The organism is Rothia sp. HMSC065C12 (assembly GCF_001812085.1).
GTDB lineage: Bacteria > Actinomycetota > Actinomycetes > Actinomycetales > Micrococcaceae > Rothia > Rothia mucilaginosa.
Genome location: NZ_KV807679.1, coordinates 49088 through 67931, shown reverse-complemented (window position 1 = coordinate 67931; position 18844 = coordinate 49088). Strand labels below are relative to the sequence as shown.

Below are 18844 nucleotides of genomic sequence, written 5' to 3'. Positions count from 1 at the left end.
ATAATCGTTGGCTGAGGAGCCCGAACGAGAAGGGTTACTTGCGGTCGCCGGGCAGAACGAACATCTGAACGGTCGGCGGGTTCGGGTTATCCAGAGCGTCCGGAATCAGGTTTCGGGTCACCTTTGCGGAGGTGCGCGACGCCAGCCTGTCCGTAATGCCGGTTGCTACAGCCGTCAGCACGAAGTTCACCGTCACGAAGAGTGCCGCCGCCAGAATCAGGGTCTGCAGCACGTTGCCGTCACCGGAACCGATGCGGCGCGCCGAAGCGAGCAGCTCGGGGTAGGAGATGATGTAACCGAGGGCGGTGTCCTTCAGAATCACAACGAACTGGCTGAGCATTGAGGGCATCATCGCGGTGAACGCCTGCGGAAGCAGGATCCGAATCAGCGTCTGGGTCGGGGTCAGACCAATCGCAAGACCCGCCTCGCCCTGACCGCGAGGAAGTTGCTTCACGCCCGAACGCAGTAGCTCAGCAATCACCGAGCCGTTGTACAGGGTCAGACCAATCACCACGGCGATGAAGGGCAGCTGAGCCGGCGGAAGGCCGCTGTACTTGCCCAAGAACAGCCAGAAGAAGATCATCATGATCAGCACCGGCACGGCGCGGAAGAACTCTACCACCACGGTGCCGAACCAGCGGATAACGCGGTACTGGGAGAGTCGAGCAATACCGAAGACCACACCGAACGCAACCGAGGTAACCACCGAAACCGCTGCCGCCGACAGGGTCGAGGCAAGGCCCGGCAGGTAGTAGGAGCTCCAGGCGCGGGCGGTGAACAGGTCAGTCCACTTTTCTGCCTCCAGCTGCCCCTTCTGACCCATCACGGTCAGCACATACACCGCAAATAGTGCAAAAAGGACTACCGCAGCAATGTTGAAGATGCGGATACGACGCTGCGCGATAGGACCCGGCTCGTCGAAAAGCACCGAAGAAGCGGCGCGGGTGTCATTACTGATAAAAGGGTTTTTCATCGCTTCACCGCCAGCTTACGGGATGACCAGGTGGTCAACGCACCAATGGGAACAACAATGATGACAAAGCCCATCGCAAACATGATGAAGATAGCAAGCACCATGTTCGCGTCGAACTCAATCATGGATTTCATCAGCCCGGAGGCCTCCGCCACCGACGCGACCGAGGCGACAGTGCTGTTCTTCGTCAACGCAATCAGAGTATTGCCGAGCGGGGTAATGGCGCCGCGTAGAGCCTGAGGGAAAATCACCAGGCGGGCGGTGTCGAAGAAACCCAGACCGATAGCGCGTGCCGCCTCAGCCTGACCCTTCGGCACGGTGTTCACACCCGAACGGATCGCCTCGCAGATAAACGCCGAATGGTAAATCGACAGGGCAATGACCGCGTACACGAAGAAGTTCGTGTCGAAATCGTGCGAGAAGGAGAGCTGGAACTGCGTCCACACACCCAAAATGGCGAAAGTCATCATGATGGTGAGCGGAGTATTACGGACAGTATGCACATAGGCGGTGCCCACCCAGCGCAGGGACGGGACGGGGCTGATGCGCATGAGCGCCAGCACGGTACCGAGGACGAACGAGCCAATAGCCGCCCAGAGGGTCAGCTCAATATTGGTCATGAAGGCGCCAACCACATCGTACTTGGACAGGAGGGCGCCGAGTTGGTCAAAGAATGACATTCGTGAACCTCTCTAGAGGCCTAGGCGCAGGAGGTGCCCAGGTGCGGCGGGTTGGTTTCGGTGTTGTAGTGGTAGCCGGTGCCTTCGGTGTACTTGGTGATGAGTTTCTCCCAGGTGCCATCGGCAACCATCTCGTTGATGGCGTTGTTCACGGCTTCGCACTTGTCGGTGCCCTTGGGCAGGCCCACGCCGTAGCGTTCGGTCGTGAAGGGGGAGCCGACCACTTTCAGCTTGCCCTTGTTCGCTTTGGTGGCTGCCAGACCGGCGAGGGTTATGTCGTCGGTGGTGACGGCGTCCACCACGCCGCCGTTGAGGGCGACCACGCAGTCGGAGTAGCTGTTCTGCTTGACTAGGTTCACGTTCTTGGCGAACTTGTCCTGCACCTTCTGGGCGCTGGTGGAGCCGGTCACGGAGCAGAGGTTCTTGCCGTTGAGGTCGTCGGGGCCCTTGATGTCGGTGTTATCGGCACGCACGAGCAGGTCCTGACCAGCGGTGTAGTAGGGGCCGGCGAAGTCCACGGTCTTCTTGCGGCTTTCAGAGATGGAGTAGGTCGCAAAAATCATGTCTACCTGACCAGTGTTGAGCATGTTTTCGCGGTTAGCGGCGGGGGATTCTACGAACTCAATCTGCTCTTCGGAGTAGCCGAGCTTGCCGGCGACGTAGCGTGCCACCTCCACGTCGAAACCGGTGTAGGTGTTGCCGTCCTGGTAACCGAGGCCGGGCTGGTCTACTTTGATGCCGATGCGGATCTTGTGGTCGCTGTCTGCGCTGGAGCATCCGGCGAGGACGCCGGTCAGAGCGAGGGAAGCTGCTGCGGCGAGTGCCGCGAGCCTACGTGAATATTTTTGCATGTCGGTCCCTCCGCTTTAGTGGTTGATGATCTTGGAGAGGAAGTCCTTGGCGCGCTCGCTCTTCGGGTTGGTGAAGAACTCGTCCGGGTGCGCCTCTTCGATGATTTCGCCGTCGGCAAGGAAGACGATGCGGTCTGCCGCCTTGCGGGCAAAACCCATCTCGTGGGTCACCACGATCATGGTCATGCCTTCCCTCGCGAGGGAGACCATAGTGTCGAGCACCTCGTTGACCATTTCGGGGTCGAGCGCGCTGGTGGGTTCGTCGAAGAGCATGACCTTGGGCTTCATGGCGAGTGCACGGGCGATGGCGACGCGCTGCTGCTGACCGCCGGAAAGCTCTGCGGGCATTTTGTGCACCTGGGAATCCACACCAACCTTCGCGAGCAGGTTCATGGCTTCTGCTTCTGCCTCTGACTTGGACATTTTGCGGATTCGGCGGGGTCCAAGGGTTACGTTATCGAGGATGTTCTTGTGCGCGAAGAGGTTGTATGACTGGAAGACCATGCCGACTTCGGCGCGGAGCTTGGCGAGTGCGCGGCCTTCTTCGGGTAGTTCTTGTCCGTCAATGGTGATGGATCCGCTGGTGATAGTTTCGAGGCGGTTGATGGTTCGGCAGAGGGTGGATTTGCCGGAACCGGAGGGGCCGAGGAGGACGACGACCTCACCTTTTCCCACGGAAAGGTTGATGTTCTTCAGAACGTGGTTGGTGCCGTAGTACTTGTTGACGTTGGCGATTTCGATGAGGTTTTTCTGCGCTTCGGGAGCTGCCTGTGCGGACATTTTGAACCCTTTCACGTGAGGTGCGTCTATGATGCGGGTTGTCTGTATGCTGAGTTTTCAGCTTACGCCTCATACGGTTTTCTGTCTGCAAAATATTCACTTTACTGTGTAAGCAATGTGAATTTTTAAGCACGAATGCATAGTTATAGTATTTTTGACGTAAAAATATGGGTAAAAAATACCCCATCTTCACAAAAGGCTCTGACTAGGGAATATATTCTCCCCTTTTTCTACGTACTCACGAGGTGTCAAACGCCTTTGGGGAGGTAGTCACGACTTGGTAAAAATTTCGAAAAAAGCGCAGAAAAGTGCCCGATAGGTGAGATAACACCTATCGGGCACTCTTCAACACCCCTCACAAGGGGCTAAAACAGCTTAGGCTTCGTAACCGTTGGGGTTGTTCTTCTGCCAGTTCCAGTGGTCGCGAACCATGGTCTTAATGTCGCGGCTAGCGCTCCAACCCAGATCCGCCAGAGCAGAGGAAGGATCAGCGTAAGAGACCGCAACGTCACCGGGGCGACGATCCACAATCTTGTACGGCAGCTCCTTACCGCACGCCTCCTCGAACGCGTGCAGAACCTGCAGAACCGAGTAGCCGTTACCGGTACCCAGGTTCCAGGTGTGCAGGCCGCCGTGCTGGGTAATGTAATCCAGCGCCTTCAGGTGGCCGTCAGCCAGGTCAACCACGTGGATGTAGTCGCGCACGCCGGTGCCGTCAACGGTCGGGTAGTCGTTACCGAAGACGTTCAGGTGCTCGCGGCGACCCACAGCAACCTGCGCAATGAAGGGCACCAGGTTGTTCGGGATGCCCGCCGGGTCCTCACCGATACGGCCGGACTCGTGCGCACCAACGGGGTTGAAGTAACGCAGCAGAGCAATGTTCCACTTGGAGTCGGAAGCAGCCAGGTCGACCAGCATGTCCTCAATGTGCTCCTTGGTGCGGCCGTAGCAGGACTGCGCATCCATGTTCATCTTCTCGATCAGAGGCATGGACTCGGGCTCACCGTACACGGTAGCGGAGGAGGAGAACACGATGGAGTGGCAGTCAGCCTCGTCCATTGCGTACAGCAGGTTCAGGGTGCCAGCCACGTTGGTCTGGTAGTACCACAGCGGCTTCTCTGCGGACTCGCCCACAGCCTTCAGGCCCGCAAAGTGAATCACAGCGTCGGGGCGAACCTGCTTGAAGAGAGCCTTCATGCCTTCGAGGTCGAGCAGGTCAACCTTGTGGAACTCGGGGGCGCGGCCAGCGAGTTCAGCGACGCGCTTGAGGGACTCCTCGGAAGAGTTCGCGAGGTTATCCATGACGACGACGTCGTGGCCTGCCTTGAGCAGTTCAAGTACAGTGTGGGAGCCGATGTAGCCGGCGCCGCCGGTAACGAGTACCTTCATGATGTCCTTTCGGGCTTTATATATCCGGAAAAAGTGCTCCGGATGGGGGACAAAAGCTGTTGAGCTGTATCTAATGGTACAGCCGTGCATGGGGTGTAAGTACCCTCGGACACTGTGCGCTTGTGCACTCTGGTGTGAGCATGTGGGAAGCGTTCTTTAGGTGTGTCGCCACTCGCCCCCACCTCGCTGTATAGCTTGCGTCTAATCCCACCAGAAATACCACTGGCGGCTCTGGTGAATAAACTCCGTCAGCTGCTCAAAATCCTCAAACACCTGGAACGGAAGATCGGAACAGAATGCGAATTGCTCGACCGCCACCTTCTTCGCCTCGACCGGGTCTGCTACGGGGCGTTCCACCAGAAACTCCAGGCAGTCAGCACCGTCAAGAGCCGCCGGGATGGCACCGTACTTTTCACGCCAATAGTGGGTGAATGCCAGCTGCGTTTGAGCGTCCGGGCAGTCATTCCAGCCGCCGAAGGGCAGGTACGCGGGAATATCGGCGGGGTCATCGGTCGGAATCTGTAGCAGGAGCATCTCGCCTTTCTCTTCTTCATCCAGGAGCTCATAGCAGAGTAGGGCGGAAAGAGTCGGGGCGTCATCTTCGGGCTCCTCATCGGGCAGAAAATCGGAGCTCATAAACTCGTCGACAAGCTCGTTGAGGTTGAAGTCGTCCGGGTCGTCCTCGTGAGTCTCTTCGCCATCGTCCATAACCTGGCGCAACTGCTGAGCAATGGCGGCGCTACCGTACTCTTCGGCGGAGGCGCCACCACGGGCGGTACGGTAACGCTGCAGGACAGCACGAGTGTAGGCGCTCACCTGCTCGGGGGTTAGAGTCTCAACATCGTCGATAATGTCGTGCTCAAGGGATACCGCAATGACCATGCTTTCAAGCACCGTATCGTTTAGGTTCAGGAAGAAGGGGACGAACCTCTCCGTGTGCCCCAGCTGAGCCAACTCATCGTAACGAGCCATGGCATCAGTAGCAGGAGCGCCCACCGCAATACGCTCGTGCGGGTAGGGGAAAAGGCGCGTAAAGTGCCGGTAGGTTTCGCTCATCGTCGACTCTGACTTAGTTGATTCAGGCATCTGAGTTCCTCTCTGAACTGTACAAGTGGTCAGTCATGGCGGGTACGCTGTACCCGGTACTACCAGCCTAGCGAAAGCCCGAGCCGTACGCCCTGAAAACGGTCATCGTAGCCGCCGCGGATTCGCGCCCAGCCTGTGAGAGCGGCGAAGAGGGAACACCAGGCGCAGAAAAGGGGCCGGGATGCTTCACGCATCCCGGTCCCTAAAGTTCACGGGCCGACCCCCAACGTTTGCAAGGGCAACCAGCGCTAGTCCAGGTACAGACTAGTTCAGGTGCAGTGCCTCGTTCAGCTCCACGGTGTTCTTCGCACGCGGCAGAACCTCAATCGCGCCGCTGATCGAATTGCGGCGGAACAGCAGATTCGACACGCCAGACAGCTCCGCAGCCTTCACCACGCGCGCCTCCTGACCGGGCAGCAGGACGCTCACGCGCGAACCGGCGGTCACATACAGGCCCGCCTCAACCACGCAGTCATCGCCCAGGGCAATACCGATACCGGACTCCGCACCCAGCAGAGAACGCTCACCAATAGAGACGCGCTGAGTGCCACCACCGGAAAGAGTACCCATCGTGGAGGCGCCGCCACCCACATCCGAGCCGTCGCCCACCACAACACCCTGAGAAATACGGCCTTCAACCATGGAAGTGCCCAGGGTACCGGCGTTGAAGTTCACGAAGCCCTCATGCATCACGGTCGTGCCGGACGCCAGGTGCGCACCCAGGCGCAGACGGTCACCGTCGCCAATGCGCACGCCGGCGGGAACCACGTAATCCACCAGACGCGGGAACTTATCAATGTGGCTCACGCTCAGGTGGCCCAGCTTGCGCAGACCAATCGCCAGCTTCTGGAACTCGGTGGCAAGCACCGGGCCGTGGTTAGTCCACGCAACATTCGCCAGGGTACCGAACAGGCCGTCCAGGTTCAGCTCGTTGGGGCGAACCAGAGTGTGGGAGAGCAGGTGCAGACGCAGGTATGCGTCCACCGCGTCTTCGGGTGCCTCATCCAGGTTGATGGAGGCGGTACGCACCTCGGTACGGGCGTTGCGCGCCGGATGCTCAACGGCCAGGTCCTCTAGCTCGTCCGCGATGGACAGGTCGGGGGTCTGGGTGAGGGAGGGAGCGGGGAACCACGCATCCAGGACGGTGCCGGCGTGCTCGCCAGAGACAACAACATTGACCAGTGCAACGCCGGAGGCGTAACGGGGAGTGTTTTCAGACATGCCTTCCATTATAGTTTTGGGGGTGAGAGCCCCTTCAAGACCGTCTCATATGCTCGATATGGGCGTTGTGGGCGCGGGTGTGTGTACCGGGGAACCTGTAAGGTGGAAGGATGAGCGTTTCCCCGAATATTTCTGAGCGTCACCCTGTACCGCAGCCGCCCCTGAACCTGGACGTGTCCATGCCCGAGCTGACGCGTGCCCTGCTGGATTACGAGTCGGTTTCCGGCAATGAGCAGCCAATTGCTGACGCCGTGCACATGGCGCTGTCGTTCTGCCCGCACCTGCACCTGACCCGTGACGGGGACGCCATTATCGCCCGCACCGAGTTCCCGCCGCTGCCCGGCGCTGAGGGGGAACGCACCCGCATTATTCTTGCCGGTCACCTGGACACTGTGCCCCTGCCCACCGTTGAGGGTTCGCTGGGTACCGTGCCGTCCACGGTGCGTGAAGAAGAGGACGGGTACGTGCTCTACGGCCGCGGCGCCACCGACATGAAGGGCGGCGTGGCGGTTCAGCTGAAGCTTGCCGCCGAACTGACCGCGCAGGACACCGACTACAACCTGACCTACATCTTCTACGACAACGAAGAGGTCGCCAGCGAACTCTCCGGCCTGGCGCGTCTAATCCGCAACCACGGCGAGCTCATCACTGACGCAGACTTCGGTGTGCTGCTTGAACCGACCAACGGCACCATTGAGGGCGGCTGCAACGGCACCATGCGTTTCTTCGTGCGCACCCGCGGCCTTGCCGCCCACTCGGGACGTGCATGGCGCGGCGAGAACGCAATTCACGCACTGGCACCGGCGTTGGCGGCGCTCGCCTCCTACGAACCGAAGACTATCGCGGTGGAGGGCCTGGACTATCGTGAGGGCCTGAACGCGGTGCAGATTTCTGGCGGCGTTGCCGGTAACGTGATTCCTGACGCGGCGGCAATGCACGTGAACTACCGGTTCGCCCCGGACAAGACACTGGATGAGGCGGTCGCCCACGTGCGTGAGGTCTTCGCCGGTTATGAGCTGGACTTTGTGGATCTTTCCCCGGCGGCACGCCCCGGCCTGGACACCCCGCTGGCGGCTTCCCTGATTGAGGCGGTGGGGCAGGAGCCTCAGCCGAAGTACGGGTGGACGGACGTGGCGCGCCTGAGCGAGATCGGTATTCCCGCGGTGAACTTCGGCCCCGGTGACGCCCTGCTGGCTCACACCGATAACGAGCACGTGAGCTTTAGCCAGCTGACCCGCTGCCACGCGGATTTGCGTGCCTGGCTGCTCAGCGACCGTGACGAGGACTAGTCGCGGCGCTAACTCTGTTGGTGCTGATTCTGCCGGTGCTGGCGCTACTATTTGAATTTAGGTGACCGTCAGGGGTTGACGGTCCTGCATGATATGAGATTGACATGAACTTTCTTCTGATTCTGCTTGCCCTGCTGATTTCGGGCATTGCGGTGCTCTCCGTTGTGGCGCTCGGTGGTGAGCGTGCCGTGCCTGGTGCCGCGTTCTTCAGCGGTGTGGGCCGTGACGGTCTGGGCACCTTTGACCGTGTGGAGGATTTCGGCTTTATCGCTCCTCTCGTCGGTGCACCCGAAGAGGACAAGACACACGAGAACGCACCCGCCGCTGAGTCTGCTGCTTCGACCGCAGAATCTGCTGATGCTAACGCGGTTGCCGCTGAGCCGGTTCGCCGCGGTGCGGTTCCCCTGTCTGATGATGCGGAGAGCACCTTGAGCGCGCATGACTTTGTGGAGAAGCGGAAGAGCCCGCAGGCTGAGGGGAACTAACGCCCGTGAGTGTTTCGCCTGAACGTAATAGTGCTTCCCCCGCGTATTCTCCCGCGCAGGGTGCCGCCACCCCCGCCTCCGGCGAGGAACGGAGCGAGTCTTTTGATGAGCTTCTGACCTGGGCGTACACCGCCGCCGGTGAGCGCCTGCACCGGGTGGGGGAGCGTCTGTGTGCCCTGCCCGCGTGGCTGTCGGTACTGCTGATTTACGGTCTGTCCCGCGTGTGGGGTTTCATCGTGTTTGCCGTGGTCGGCCAGCAGCAGCTGCGCAGCCCGTGGGGTCAGCACCTGGACTACCTGTCGTTCATTAGCATCTGGGATGCCGGCTGGTATGAGCAGATTGCGGTACAGGGTTACCCGAGTGAGCTGCCGGTGAATGCGGCGGGTGTGGTTCAGCAGAATCAGTGGGCTTTTTACCCGATTTTCCCGCAGCTTTCCGGTGCTATTAGCCATGCGACGGGCATCGGGTACTACCCGGTGGCGGCGACGGTTGCTCTGCTTGCTGGTTTTGCGGCGGCGTGGGTGATTTACCTGCTGTTTGAGGCGTCGTTGAAGGCGACAGGTTTCACAAGTGAGGAGTCGCCTTCTGCCCTGTCTATGTGGGCTGTGGCATTGGTGTCGTTCTTGCCGGTGGCGCCGGTGCTTCAGGTGCCGTATGCGGAGTCGCTGAACCTGGTGTTCCTTGCCGGCGCGCTGCTGTGCCTGGTTCAGGGACGCTACGGCCTGCTGGTTCCTGTGGCGGCGTTGGCGTGCCTGTCCCGCCCGGTGGGTGTGCCCCTGGGCGCGGCGGCTGGCCTGTGGTGGTTTGCGTGCTGGGTGCGTTCGAGCCGCCAGTCGGGTATGGGCACGGCGTTTGTGCGTCATCTGGGGCAGCTGGTGAGTGCCTTGGTTGTGTGTGCGTGTGCGCTGGTGTGGCCTGCGATTGCGTGGTGGGCTACGGGCCGTGTGGATGCGTACACTGCCACGGAGACGGCGTGGCGCGGTACCCATTTGGCGCCGATTCAGCCGTGGCTGTCGCAGGGTTACCTGTACTTTGGGTATGCGGCTCCGGTGCTGCTGACTCTGCTGATTTTGGGTTTTATTGCTCTGTGTTTGAGCCCTCTGGCGCGTAGGGTTTTGGCGGCTCCGCTGAACCTGTGGTGCCTGAGCTATTTTGCGTATTTGATTCTCTTTTTGAATCCGCAGTCGTCGACGTTCCGCCTGTTTTTGCCGTTGTTCCCGCTGGTGATTGTGGTGGCGGCGGCGAGCCGTTCGCGGGCGTATCGTTGGGCGTTGCTGGTGGCGGGTGCGTGTGCGCAGTGGGGCTGGGTTGGCTGGCTGTGGCATTGGAAGCAGCTGCCCGGCGGTGGAGACTACCCGCCGTAAACGGAATATCGTGACTGGAGACCGCCGGTGTGCTGCCGGCGGTCTTTTGCGTTCGGGAGGTGGGCGTGCCTGCGGTTGGAGCCGCAGCGTTTTAACCCGGCGGCGGAGACTACCCGCTGTAAACCGCTGATGTGGTGTTCTTAGCCGTGGGCGCAATGCCCCTCTGCGGTGCGGTAGCGTACGCCTTCTGCTTGTCCAGAGCTTAAAGACACGTCCAGAAAGCGCCGCGGGTTCGGCGGTGCTGGCTCGGAACTGATAATCTATATTCTGTGTTTGGTATTAGTGGCACCGAGTTGATTATTTTGGCCATCATCACGTTTGTGGTGATTGGCCCCGAACGCATGCCCGAATACGCCCGACAGATTCGTGAATTCGTCAAGACAGTGCGCCGCATGGCGTTCGACGCGAAGGACGATTTCAAGGAAGCCCTGGGCGAGACGGGCCTGGAAGATATTAACTGGCGCCAGTACGACCCCCGCCAGTACGATCCGCGCGTGATTGTGAAGCAGGCGTTCGCTGAGGATGACGCCGAGCGTGAGCGTGAGGCGAAGGAACGTGAAGAGGCGCTGCTGAAGGAGAAGGAAAAGTCGGAGAGCCGTGCTCTTCCGCGAGGCGCATACGCCCCCTTCGACGTGGACGCCACCTAAGATTTTGAAACGAAAGAACCCCGCACCGTGATGGTGCGGGGTTCTTTCTGTATCAGCTGTCTGACCGTCAGCTTCTAGATGCTTGGGCCTAGACGGCTACATCTCTAAACGAAGAGCGGCAGGCTCTGACCCGCCCTCGACTCGCCGGATTGCAACAGCTGCGAGGCGATGGACTGGATTTCTTCTGCGGTGGCGGAGTCGGGGTGACCCCACACGACGGGCATGCCATCGTCGCCGCCGGTACGCAGGTTCACATCCAGCGGGACAGAACCGAGCAGCGGTACCGGGTAGGAGAGCGCCTCCGAAAGACGCTCAGCGAGCACCTGACCGCCGCCAGAACCGAACATGTCGAGCACGGTACCGTCCGGTAGGGTCATTGCCGCCATGTTCTCCACCACGCCCACGACCTTCTGACCGGTCTGCAAGCTCAGAGTGCCGGCACGCTCCGCCACATCCACCGCGGCGTGCTGCGGGGTGGAAATGAGCACCAGCTCCGCATTCGGCAACAGCTGAGCCATGGAGATGGCAATATCGCCGGTGCCGGGCGGCAAATCGAGCAGCAACACATCCAGGGCGCCGAAGTGCACATCCATGATGAACTGCTCCAGGGCACGGTGCAACATGGGGCCGCGCCACGCCACCGGCTCGTTGCCCTTGAGGAACATGCCGATAGAAATCACGCGAATAAAGCCGCCGCTGACCTTCTGCTCACCCCAACGCTGGGCGGGGGTGGGAACGTCCACGGTCGGCGGAAGAATCAGGTCATCCAGGCGGGTCGGGGCGTCGGTAATACCCAGCAGACCCGGAATGGAGAAGCCGTGCACATCCGCGTCAATAATGCCCACCGCAAGCCCGCGCGAAGCGAACGCGGCGGCAAGATTCGCGGTCATGGAGGACTTACCCACGCCACCCTTACCGGACACCACACCGAACACGCGGGTCAGCGAACCGGGCGCGGTAAACGGGTTGGAACGCTCCGGCTTGAGCATCGAACGCAGGGCAGAACGCTGCTGCGGGTTCATCGCACCCACCTGCAGCTGCACACGCTCAATACCCTCAACGGTGGCGGCGGCGTCACGAACCTGCTGCTCGATGGTGTTCTTCAGCGGGCAACCCTCAATGGTGAGTAGCACCGTGACCTCAGCCCAGTGGCGGCAGGGAATCGGCTCACCGCGCTCATCCAGTTCAGGATGCACGAGCGCAGTCTCCACCATGCCCAGCTCCGTAATGGGGCGGCGCAGTTCAGGATCCTCGACGCGGGCAAGCGCCGCGTAGAGCGCATCCTGCAAGGGGTTATTAGCGGTCACGGGCGCCTCCCTCACGGGTGCGCTCTGCCTGCTGCTGTGCCTGCTGGGATTCGCGGCTCTGAGGCTGGCTCAAATCGCCTCGGTGGGGATCCTGCGCGGAGTCCTTCGCGGGGCGTTCAGCCTTGTCAGAAGCCTGCTCGGTACCGTTCTCGCTACCCTCAGAGCTCTTTCCTTCAGAGCCCTGCTCCTCAGCGTCCTTTTCCTCGCCCTCGGAGATATCGATATCGTCGATAGCCTCCTCCAGGTCCTCAATGTCCTCACTGATGTCCTGCAACTGCTCGGCGTGACGCTCCTGCTCCTGCGCAATGTTCTGCAGTTCCTCAAGAATGTCACGCAGCTCGCTACGAACGAAGTCACGGGTCGCAACCTCACGCAGAGCAATACGCAGCGAAGCAATCTCGCGGGTCAGGTACTGGGTCTCCTCCAGGTTCTGCTGGTCACGCTTACGGTCCTCAGAGGCCACCACGCGGTCGCGGTCATCCTGACGGTTCTGCGCCAACAGCAGCAGGGGAGCAGCGTAAGAAGCCTGCAGGGACAGCATCAGGGTCAGCAGGGTGAAGTTCAGGCTACGCGGGTCGAACTGCATCTCCTCCGGCGCCAGGGAGTTCCACGCCAGCCACACGCCACAGAAAATGGTCATCCACATCAGGAACTGCGGGGTACCCATGTAGCGCGCAAAACCCTCGGTCATGCGGCCGAAAGCGTCCGGGTTGGGGCTTGAGAACAGCTTCGGCTTGCGGGTGCCGGGGGTGCTCAGCTGCGAGTCGCTACGCTGCGGGCGGGAGTCGCCGCGCTCGCGGTTGCGTTCAGCGTACTTCTTCTCCAGGCGGTCCTTGAGGATGCGCGCCTTATCGATGCGGGGGTTCTCTTCGGTACGGTTTGCGTCGCGGCGGTTCGAATCAGGCAAAGCGTCGTCCTACCTTTCGTACGGGAGTTCCATCATCGTAAGTGCGCCAGTCTTCGGGCAGGAGCGCATCGAGCACGTCGTCGATGGTCACTGCGCCTACCAGGCGGTGCGATTCGTTCACAATGGGAACGATGGTCAGGTCATAGGTCGCCAGCACGCGTGCCAGCTCTTCCAAACTTGCCTGGTCAGAGACAGGCTCAGTGTCGGTATCGAGGATGTGACCAATCGGCTCACTCGGCGGCACACGCAGCAACTTCTGCATGTGCACCAGACCCAGGTACTTGCCGGTCGGCGTTTCCAGGGGCGGGCGGGTCACCATGACGGCAGCCGCCATCGCCGGAGGGATCTCCTCGGCGCGGATGTGCGCGAGCGCCTCCGCGACGGTCGCCTCGGGGGAGAGGATGATCGGCACCGGGTTCATGAGCGAACCGGCGGTACCTTCGTCGTATTCGAGCAGTCGACGCACGTCGTCTGCTTCGTCGGGTTCCATGAGTTCGAGCAGCTTCTCACGCTGGGCGTCGTCCAGCTCGATGAGCAGGTCGGCGGCGTCGTCCGGTTCCATCTCTTCGAGGACCTGCGCGGCACGCTCGTCGTCCAGGTGCGACAGAATCTGCACCTGGTCCTCGGCGGGTAGCTCCTGCAGAACGTCCGCGAGGCGTTCATCCTGCAGCTCGGCGGCGATTTCGACCATACGCTTATCGCTCATCTCGTGGATAGCGTCCGCAAGGTCGGCGGGCTTGGAGTTCTCGTGGTTCGCCACGAACGCGGTTGCCGCCTGCGGTTCCACGTCGGTGGAGAGCAGGGCCTCGTCCCAGTCGACGATGAGGGTCTCCTTGGAACGGCGGCGCCACGTGCTGGAGGAGGAGCTGACGCGGGAAACGAACAGTTCGGTCACGCCCCAGTCGCCGTTGCGGCGCTGCTCAATGGCGACGTCCTCAATGACGGCGTCGCCGCTGCCGTCGAGCAGACGCACGCGGCGGTCAAAGAGCTCACCCACGATGAGAGTCTCAGAGTTGCGCTGTTCGAAGCGGCGCAGGTTCACCAGGCCGGTCGAAATGATCTGTGAAGCGTCGATACTTCGCACACGGGTCATGGGCATGAACACACGTTTCTTGCCGAGCACCTCAACGATGATGCCGACAACAATGGGTTCGCTGCCCTTGGCGGGGCGGGCGCCCGCAATGGAAGCGCCCAGGCCGCGTTTGAGCACGACGACATCTCGGAGACGGCCGAGGCGGTCACCGAAGGGGTCAAAAACGTCGAGGCCCAAAAGGCGGGCAATGTAAATCTTGCTGGGGGTGCTGAACTTCGAATTGCTCACCTCTCTAGGGTACGCCCCGCCGCGGGGATTCGCACTTTGAGAAGCCTAATTGAACAGGTGTTCGCTACGCCTGTAGAGGAGCTGACTGCCCACCGGGTCCAGGGTTAGGTCGGGCGGTAGAATAGGAGCCATGACTTCTAACCTGCCGAATATTCCCTCGACCCCGCCTTCTTCATATCTGGCCTCGCGCCTGGCGCAGGCTCAGGGCAAGCCCCTGCCCGCCGGTGAGGCGATCGCCTCCTTCGTTCGTCACGATGATGCGCTCGCCGCTTTTGACGTGCTCAGCGAGCAGGATTATCCGGTGACGGCGCTGTACCTGGTCAATGATGGTATCCGCCAGGTGGAGTACCCGGTACAGCCCGGTTACGGTCGTGCCCTGATTTCTGCGGCGATTCAGGGTGCGGTGATTGGCCTGGTGTTTTCGGTGCTGATGACCCTTGCCGGTGACTCTTTTATCTCTGAAGCACTCAAGTACGTGCCGCTGTCGGTTGCCGTGTTTGTGCTGTGGCAGATGTACGTTCTGCGTCGCTCCCATGGGGGTCGCTACCCGATGCGTACCGAGGCGATTCCTTCGCGTACCGTGATGTACGCTCTGCCGGAGTACGCTCAGGATGCGCGCCGCGTGCTGGGTGCGCACCCTCGCTTCTCGGCGGCGGTTGCGGCTGCGCGTGCGGCGGCGGCCCCGGAGGCTTCGCAGGCGCGTGCCGCTCAGAGCACCGTCTCGATGAATGGCGCACCGGTTCCGACCGGCGCCCCGAAGGCACCCTCGTACCGTGCGCAGGCGGGTAGTCAGCCGGCGCCGAACCAGAACCTGCCCGAGCGTGATACTACTGCGCAGAACGCGATGGCTCAGAGCGCGGCGCAGAACATGCCCGCACAGCCCGCACCGCCTGCTCAGCCCACTCAGCCTTCCGAACAGGACCAGGCAAGTACTGACCAGGCAACCGCTCAGAAGTCAGATACGCAGAAGCGCCCGGCGCAGCGGTACGGTCTGCGCGTGGACGATCCGGAAGAATACGCGAAGCTGATTCAGCCCAAGCCGCAGCGTCCAACCCCGCGCCCGCAGGGCCTGCACGATAAGCCCTCGCAGGACTCCGAATAACCGAACCTGCAACGGCGGTAGCCGCCCGTAGCAGCAGAAAATAAGCTAGGAAACAGGCAGAGAAGCAACATAGAAGACATGCGAAAGCCCCTCACCGAGCGAATCGGTGAGGGGCTTTCCCTATTCAGACGTTACTACGTAACTGGGGGGGGGCTAGGCGTTACTTCGCCAGCTTCGCCATCCACTCCTCAATGCCCTCAACGGTGCGGGGCAGTGCAGCGGAGAGGTTCACGTTGCCGTCCTCGGTGCAGAGCACGTCGTCCTCCAGGCGGATACCGATACCGCGGTACTCCTCGGGAACCGACAGGTCCTCGTCCTTGAAGTACAGGGCCGGCTCAATGGTGAAGACCATGCCCGGCTCCAGCTCAGCCCACATGTACAGCTCAGCCTTTGCCTGCGCGCAGTCGTGCACGTCCAGACCCAGGTGGTGGCTGGTGCCGTGCGGCATCCAGCGGCGGTGCTGACCGCCCTCAACGGTGAGCGAAACATCAGCGGAAACCGGCAGCAGACCCCACTCTTCCAGACGGTGCGCCAGAACGTTCATGGCAGCTTCGTGAATCTCGTAGAACTTGGTGCCCGGCTTAGCCACAGCGAATGCGGCGTCAGCGGCATCCAGCACAGCGTTGTAGACCTTCGCCTGAACCTCGGTGAACTTACCGTTCACGGGGAAGGTGCGGGTCACGTCAGCAGTGTACAGGGTGTCGTCCTCAACACCTGCGTCCAGCAGCAGCAGCTTGCCGTCATCGACGGTGCCGTTGTTACGAATCCAGTGCAGGATAGTTGCGTTGTTACCGCATGCTGCGATGGTGTCGTAGCCCAGGTCGTTACCGTCGGTACGTGCCACGGAGAAGAACGCAGTCTCAACGACGCGCTCACCGCGGTGGTGCTCCTTAGCCTTCGGCAGTGCACGAATGACCTCTTCGAAGCCCTTGACGGTCATGTCAACGGAACGCTGCAGGTTCTCAACCTCGATAGCGTCCTTAATCAGGCGAGCCTCGGAGAGAGCCACAGCCAGCTCGGAGTCCAGCTTGTCAGCCTGCTCCAGCTCCACGCCGGTGTTGTAGCGGGAGGTGTCAACCAGCGCGTCAACAGCCGGGTCAACGTTGCGGACCAGGCGGATGTTCACGCCGCCCAGGCCCTGGTTGCCGGCGTTCTTGGTGATAGCAACCTCAAGCTCGGACAGGTCGCGGGTACGCAGACCGTAACGCTCGGAGAATTCCTTCAGGGTGGGGCGGGGGCCAACCCAGAACTCGCCGTAGCGTGCATCCGCGTAGAACTCTGCGGTGTCACGGCCAGCCAGCGGACGGAAGTACAGGGTCACCTCGTGGTTGGAACCGTTGTCACCGGTGCCCTCTTCGACGGGCTCGAAGATCAGCACGGCGTCGGGCTCGTGGTCGATGCCCAGACCGGTCTGGTGCGCAAACGCCGAGTGGGGGCGGAAGCGGTAGTCGCAGTCGTTGGAGCGGACCTTCAGCGGGCCTGCGGGCAGGACGAGGCGCTCGCCGGGGAATGCCTTGGAGATCTTGGCGCGGCGCTCAGCTGCGTAGTCTGCTACGGGCTCGCGGGTGTAGCCGTCATCTTCGGCCTTGGCCCAGTCCTTAGCAATGAATTCGGTGAACGCAGACGCCTTAGGGGTGCTGCGGTGGTCGTTCTTCTGAGCTTCGGTGCTCTTCTCGTTGTTCTCAGTCATGGGTTAATCATATCTCCTTCACCACAGGTGGGCAGGTGTTTTAGCGCTTTTGACCATAAGAGGGGCGCGGTGGGGCAGAATATATCTTTGACTTGCGACCGGGTGCCTGATATTGCGCCGCCGATATTGGTAGGGTTGAATCAGAAGAGTAGATGACATACCTTAAAACCCCGCTGAGGTGGCGACGAACTAGCAGGGGCGGGGAAGGAGAGAATATGACGCAGACAGAACACCGAAATAGTGCACCTAATGCGCAGCAGGCACTGCAGCCCGCTGAATCGGGTGCGCCTGAAAATCTGAACCGTGCCGGGCGTTACGATTTGCATATTCACTCCGCTATTTCTGACGGCACGCAGAGTCTGACCGAGCTGGTGCCGCTGATTGCTCGCGCCGGGTTGGCTGGGTTTGCGCTGACTGATCACGATACGACGGCTGGTTGGGCGCAGGCGGCTCAGCTGGCGGATGAGCACGGTCTGGATTTTCTGCCGGGTGCCGAGTTCTCTTGCCGTTACCGGTACACCGACGGTGAGGGCCGCGCACGCACGAAGACTATTCATCTGCTCGCTTATGGTTTTGATTCGGTGGGTTCGGAGTTGGCGTGCCGTGTGGAGGCGATTCGTGCCAGCCGTGAGGGCCGTGCGCAGGCTATTGTGGGCCGTCTTGCCGCTGACTACCCGCTGACCTGGGATGACGTGTTGGCGCAGGTGGGGGAGGGGAACACGGCGGTGGGCCGCCCCCATATTGCTGATGCGCTGGTTGCTGCCGGTGTGGTTGCTGATCGTTCTGAGGCTTTCGCGAAGCTGCTGTACACGGGCAGCCCCTACTATGTGCCGCAGGATGCGCTGGACCCGTTGGAGGCGGTGCGTCTGGTGCGTGAGGCTGGGGGCGTGCCGGTGATTGCGCATCCGATGAGTACGATGCGTGGACCCGCGTTGAGCCTGGAGTACCTGGGTTTGATGGTGGATGCTGGCCTGGCGGGCGTGGAGGTGTATCACCGTGAGAACTCCCCGGAGGACCGGGCGCGTCTGCTGGAGTTCATTGAGCGTCAGCGTGCGGCGGGCCGTGAGGTGCTGGTGACGGGTTCGAGTGATTATCACGGTGCGGGTAAGCCGAACCTGCTGGGTGAGAATACGACGGATGCGGTGACGGTGGCGCGTATCCGCGAGCAGCTGGCGGCCCAGTAGTAAGACGAAAGAGTGTGGGGCGGGTTCCCGGTAAAGGAACCCGCCCCACACTCTTTTGTTTTCACCTCATTGCATATTCTCTAAATCTCTACCTGAAGGTTAGGATTTTTGATACGCTGAGAACGTTCTACTCATGAGGGTGCACAAAGATTGTGCCCCCTTCTGTTCATGAAGGAGCTATGATGCTTCGACAATTATTCGCCCGTCCTACGAAGCGGGCTATCCAGGCTGGCGGCACGGTACTGTTGGCTGGTGCCATGGTGTGCGGTAGCGTGCCGGCATATTCTCTTGGTGTTCTGAAACCTCGCCAAGTGACCCCTATTGTGCAGCCCAATGAACCGGCGGTGACCTGTAACGACCGCGCAATCTACGAATATAAGTACCTTCCGAATGCTTATGTGACTTACAGTCGCAAGATTATCTACGACTGGGCTGAGTGCATTGGTCTAATTTCTGAATACCAGAAGTATCAGCTAATCGAAGAAAACACCGTAATTTCCCGTGGCCAGTTTGTGGAGTATTTGTATCGCCTGTCGGGTTCTCCTGAGGTGAAGAATCTTCCGGCTCA

The 18844-nt window shown here is 60.8% G+C and carries 17 protein-coding genes and 1 pseudogene; 7 read left to right on the top strand and 11 right to left on the bottom strand.

Translation table 11 applies throughout. From position 1 onward, the window contains the following. Window positions 1-34 precede the first annotated feature (34 nt). The 7 genes from HMPREF2836_RS06285 to dapD all read right to left on the bottom strand — a co-directional run bounded on the left by HMPREF2836_RS06285 (window position 35) and on the right by dapD (window position 6989). A complete protein-coding gene (locus HMPREF2836_RS06285; RefSeq protein WP_005508486.1) occupies window positions 35-973 on the bottom strand; it encodes an amino acid ABC transporter permease in 939 nt (312 codons plus the stop codon). Continuing rightward, window positions 970-1653 carry an amino acid ABC transporter permease gene (locus HMPREF2836_RS06280; protein WP_060824495.1) on the bottom strand — a complete coding sequence of 228 codons (684 nt, stop codon included), beginning with the start codon at window positions 1651-1653 and terminating at the stop codon, window positions 970-972. The genes HMPREF2836_RS06285 and HMPREF2836_RS06280 overlap by 4 nt, the downstream gene beginning before the upstream one ends. A 20-nt stretch (window positions 1654-1673) precedes the next feature. Further along, on the bottom strand, window positions 1674-2504 hold the full coding sequence (locus tag HMPREF2836_RS06275) for a glutamate ABC transporter substrate-binding protein (RefSeq protein ID WP_005508488.1): 831 nt from the start codon (window positions 2502-2504) through the stop codon (window positions 1674-1676). 15 nt (window positions 2505-2519) lie between these two features. Beyond that, the gene (locus tag HMPREF2836_RS06270; RefSeq protein WP_049337287.1) at window positions 2520-3284 is read right to left on the bottom strand and encodes an amino acid ABC transporter ATP-binding protein; all 765 of its coding nucleotides are present in this window, start codon (window positions 3282-3284) and stop codon (window positions 2520-2522) included. A gap of 375 nt (window positions 3285-3659) precedes the next feature. Continuing rightward, window positions 3660-4673: a UDP-glucose 4-epimerase GalE gene (gene galE / locus HMPREF2836_RS06265; RefSeq protein ID WP_049341848.1), complete on the bottom strand. Its 1014-nt coding sequence runs from the start codon at window positions 4671-4673 to the stop codon at window positions 3660-3662. A 201-nt stretch (window positions 4674-4874) separates the two neighbouring features. Further along, window positions 4875-5759, bottom strand: coding sequence for a DUF4253 domain-containing protein (locus tag HMPREF2836_RS06260; protein ID WP_049358532.1), 885 nt, complete (start codon window positions 5757-5759; stop codon window positions 4875-4877). A 264-nt stretch (window positions 5760-6023) separates the two neighbouring features. Further along, window positions 6024-6989 (bottom strand): 2,3,4,5-tetrahydropyridine-2,6-dicarboxylate N-succinyltransferase, encoded by a 966-nt coding sequence (dapD, locus tag HMPREF2836_RS06255; RefSeq protein WP_070629891.1) that lies wholly within the window; start codon window positions 6987-6989, stop codon window positions 6024-6026. A gap of 101 nt (window positions 6990-7090) precedes the next feature. Here dapD and dapE point away from each other — a divergent pair, with 101 nt between their 5' ends. The 4 genes from dapE (at window position 7091) to HMPREF2836_RS06235 (ending at window position 10765) form a co-directional block, all read left to right on the top strand. Further along, on the top strand, window positions 7091-8269 hold the full coding sequence (gene dapE, locus HMPREF2836_RS06250) for a succinyl-diaminopimelate desuccinylase (RefSeq protein WP_070629890.1): 1179 nt from the start codon (window positions 7091-7093) through the stop codon (window positions 8267-8269). 104 nt (window positions 8270-8373) lie between these two features. After that, on the top strand, window positions 8374-8754 hold the full coding sequence (locus tag HMPREF2836_RS06245) for a taurine ABC transporter substrate-binding protein (protein WP_070629889.1): 381 nt from the start codon (window positions 8374-8376) through the stop codon (window positions 8752-8754). A 5-nt stretch (window positions 8755-8759) separates the two neighbouring features. Beyond that, window positions 8760-10118 (top strand): hypothetical protein, encoded by a 1359-nt coding sequence (locus tag HMPREF2836_RS06240; protein WP_070629888.1) that lies wholly within the window; start codon window positions 8760-8762, stop codon window positions 10116-10118. Window positions 10119-10387: 269 nt separating this feature from the next. After that, window positions 10388-10765: a twin-arginine translocase TatA/TatE family subunit gene (locus HMPREF2836_RS06235; protein WP_005505243.1), complete on the top strand. Its 378-nt coding sequence runs from the start codon at window positions 10388-10390 to the stop codon at window positions 10763-10765. Between the two features lie 104 nt (window positions 10766-10869). Here HMPREF2836_RS06235 and HMPREF2836_RS06230 read toward each other — a convergent pair whose 3' ends face one another. From HMPREF2836_RS06230 to HMPREF2836_RS06220, 3 genes are read right to left on the bottom strand one after another with little or no spacing between them, the layout of a single operon-like run. Then, the gene (locus HMPREF2836_RS06230) at window positions 10870-12072 is read right to left on the bottom strand and encodes a P-loop NTPase (RefSeq protein WP_070629887.1); all 1203 of its coding nucleotides are present in this window, start codon (window positions 12070-12072) and stop codon (window positions 10870-10872) included. Then, on the bottom strand, window positions 12062-12979 hold the full coding sequence (locus HMPREF2836_RS06225) for a DUF1003 domain-containing protein (RefSeq protein ID WP_070629886.1): 918 nt from the start codon (window positions 12977-12979) through the stop codon (window positions 12062-12064). Before HMPREF2836_RS06225 ends, HMPREF2836_RS06230 begins: the two co-directional genes overlap by 11 nt. Continuing rightward, window positions 12972-14300: a magnesium transporter MgtE N-terminal domain-containing protein gene (locus HMPREF2836_RS06220; RefSeq protein ID WP_070541581.1), complete on the bottom strand. Its 1329-nt coding sequence runs from the start codon at window positions 14298-14300 to the stop codon at window positions 12972-12974. The genes HMPREF2836_RS06225 and HMPREF2836_RS06220 overlap by 8 nt, the downstream gene beginning before the upstream one ends. Window positions 14301-14430: 130 nt before the next feature. Between HMPREF2836_RS06220 and HMPREF2836_RS06215 the strand changes: the two genes are divergently transcribed. After that, entirely contained in the window at window positions 14431-15402 is a 972-nt protein-coding gene (locus tag HMPREF2836_RS06215) for a hypothetical protein (protein WP_049356456.1), read from the top strand. Between the two features lie 160 nt (window positions 15403-15562). Here HMPREF2836_RS06215 and HMPREF2836_RS06210 read toward each other — a convergent pair whose 3' ends face one another. After that, window positions 15563-17092 carry an aminopeptidase P family protein gene (locus HMPREF2836_RS06210; RefSeq protein WP_049349394.1) on the bottom strand — a complete coding sequence of 510 codons (1530 nt, stop codon included), beginning with the start codon at window positions 17090-17092 and terminating at the stop codon, window positions 15563-15565. Between the two features lie 215 nt (window positions 17093-17307). Between HMPREF2836_RS06210 and HMPREF2836_RS06205 the strand changes: the two genes are divergently transcribed. Beyond that, window positions 17308-18276 carry a PHP domain-containing protein gene (locus tag HMPREF2836_RS06205; RefSeq protein WP_083309180.1) on the top strand — a complete coding sequence of 323 codons (969 nt, stop codon included), beginning with the start codon at window positions 17308-17310 and terminating at the stop codon, window positions 18274-18276. A 179-nt stretch (window positions 18277-18455) separates the two neighbouring features. Continuing rightward, a pseudogene (locus HMPREF2836_RS06200) lies at window positions 18456-18844 on the top strand (heme peroxidase); the annotation flags it as partial.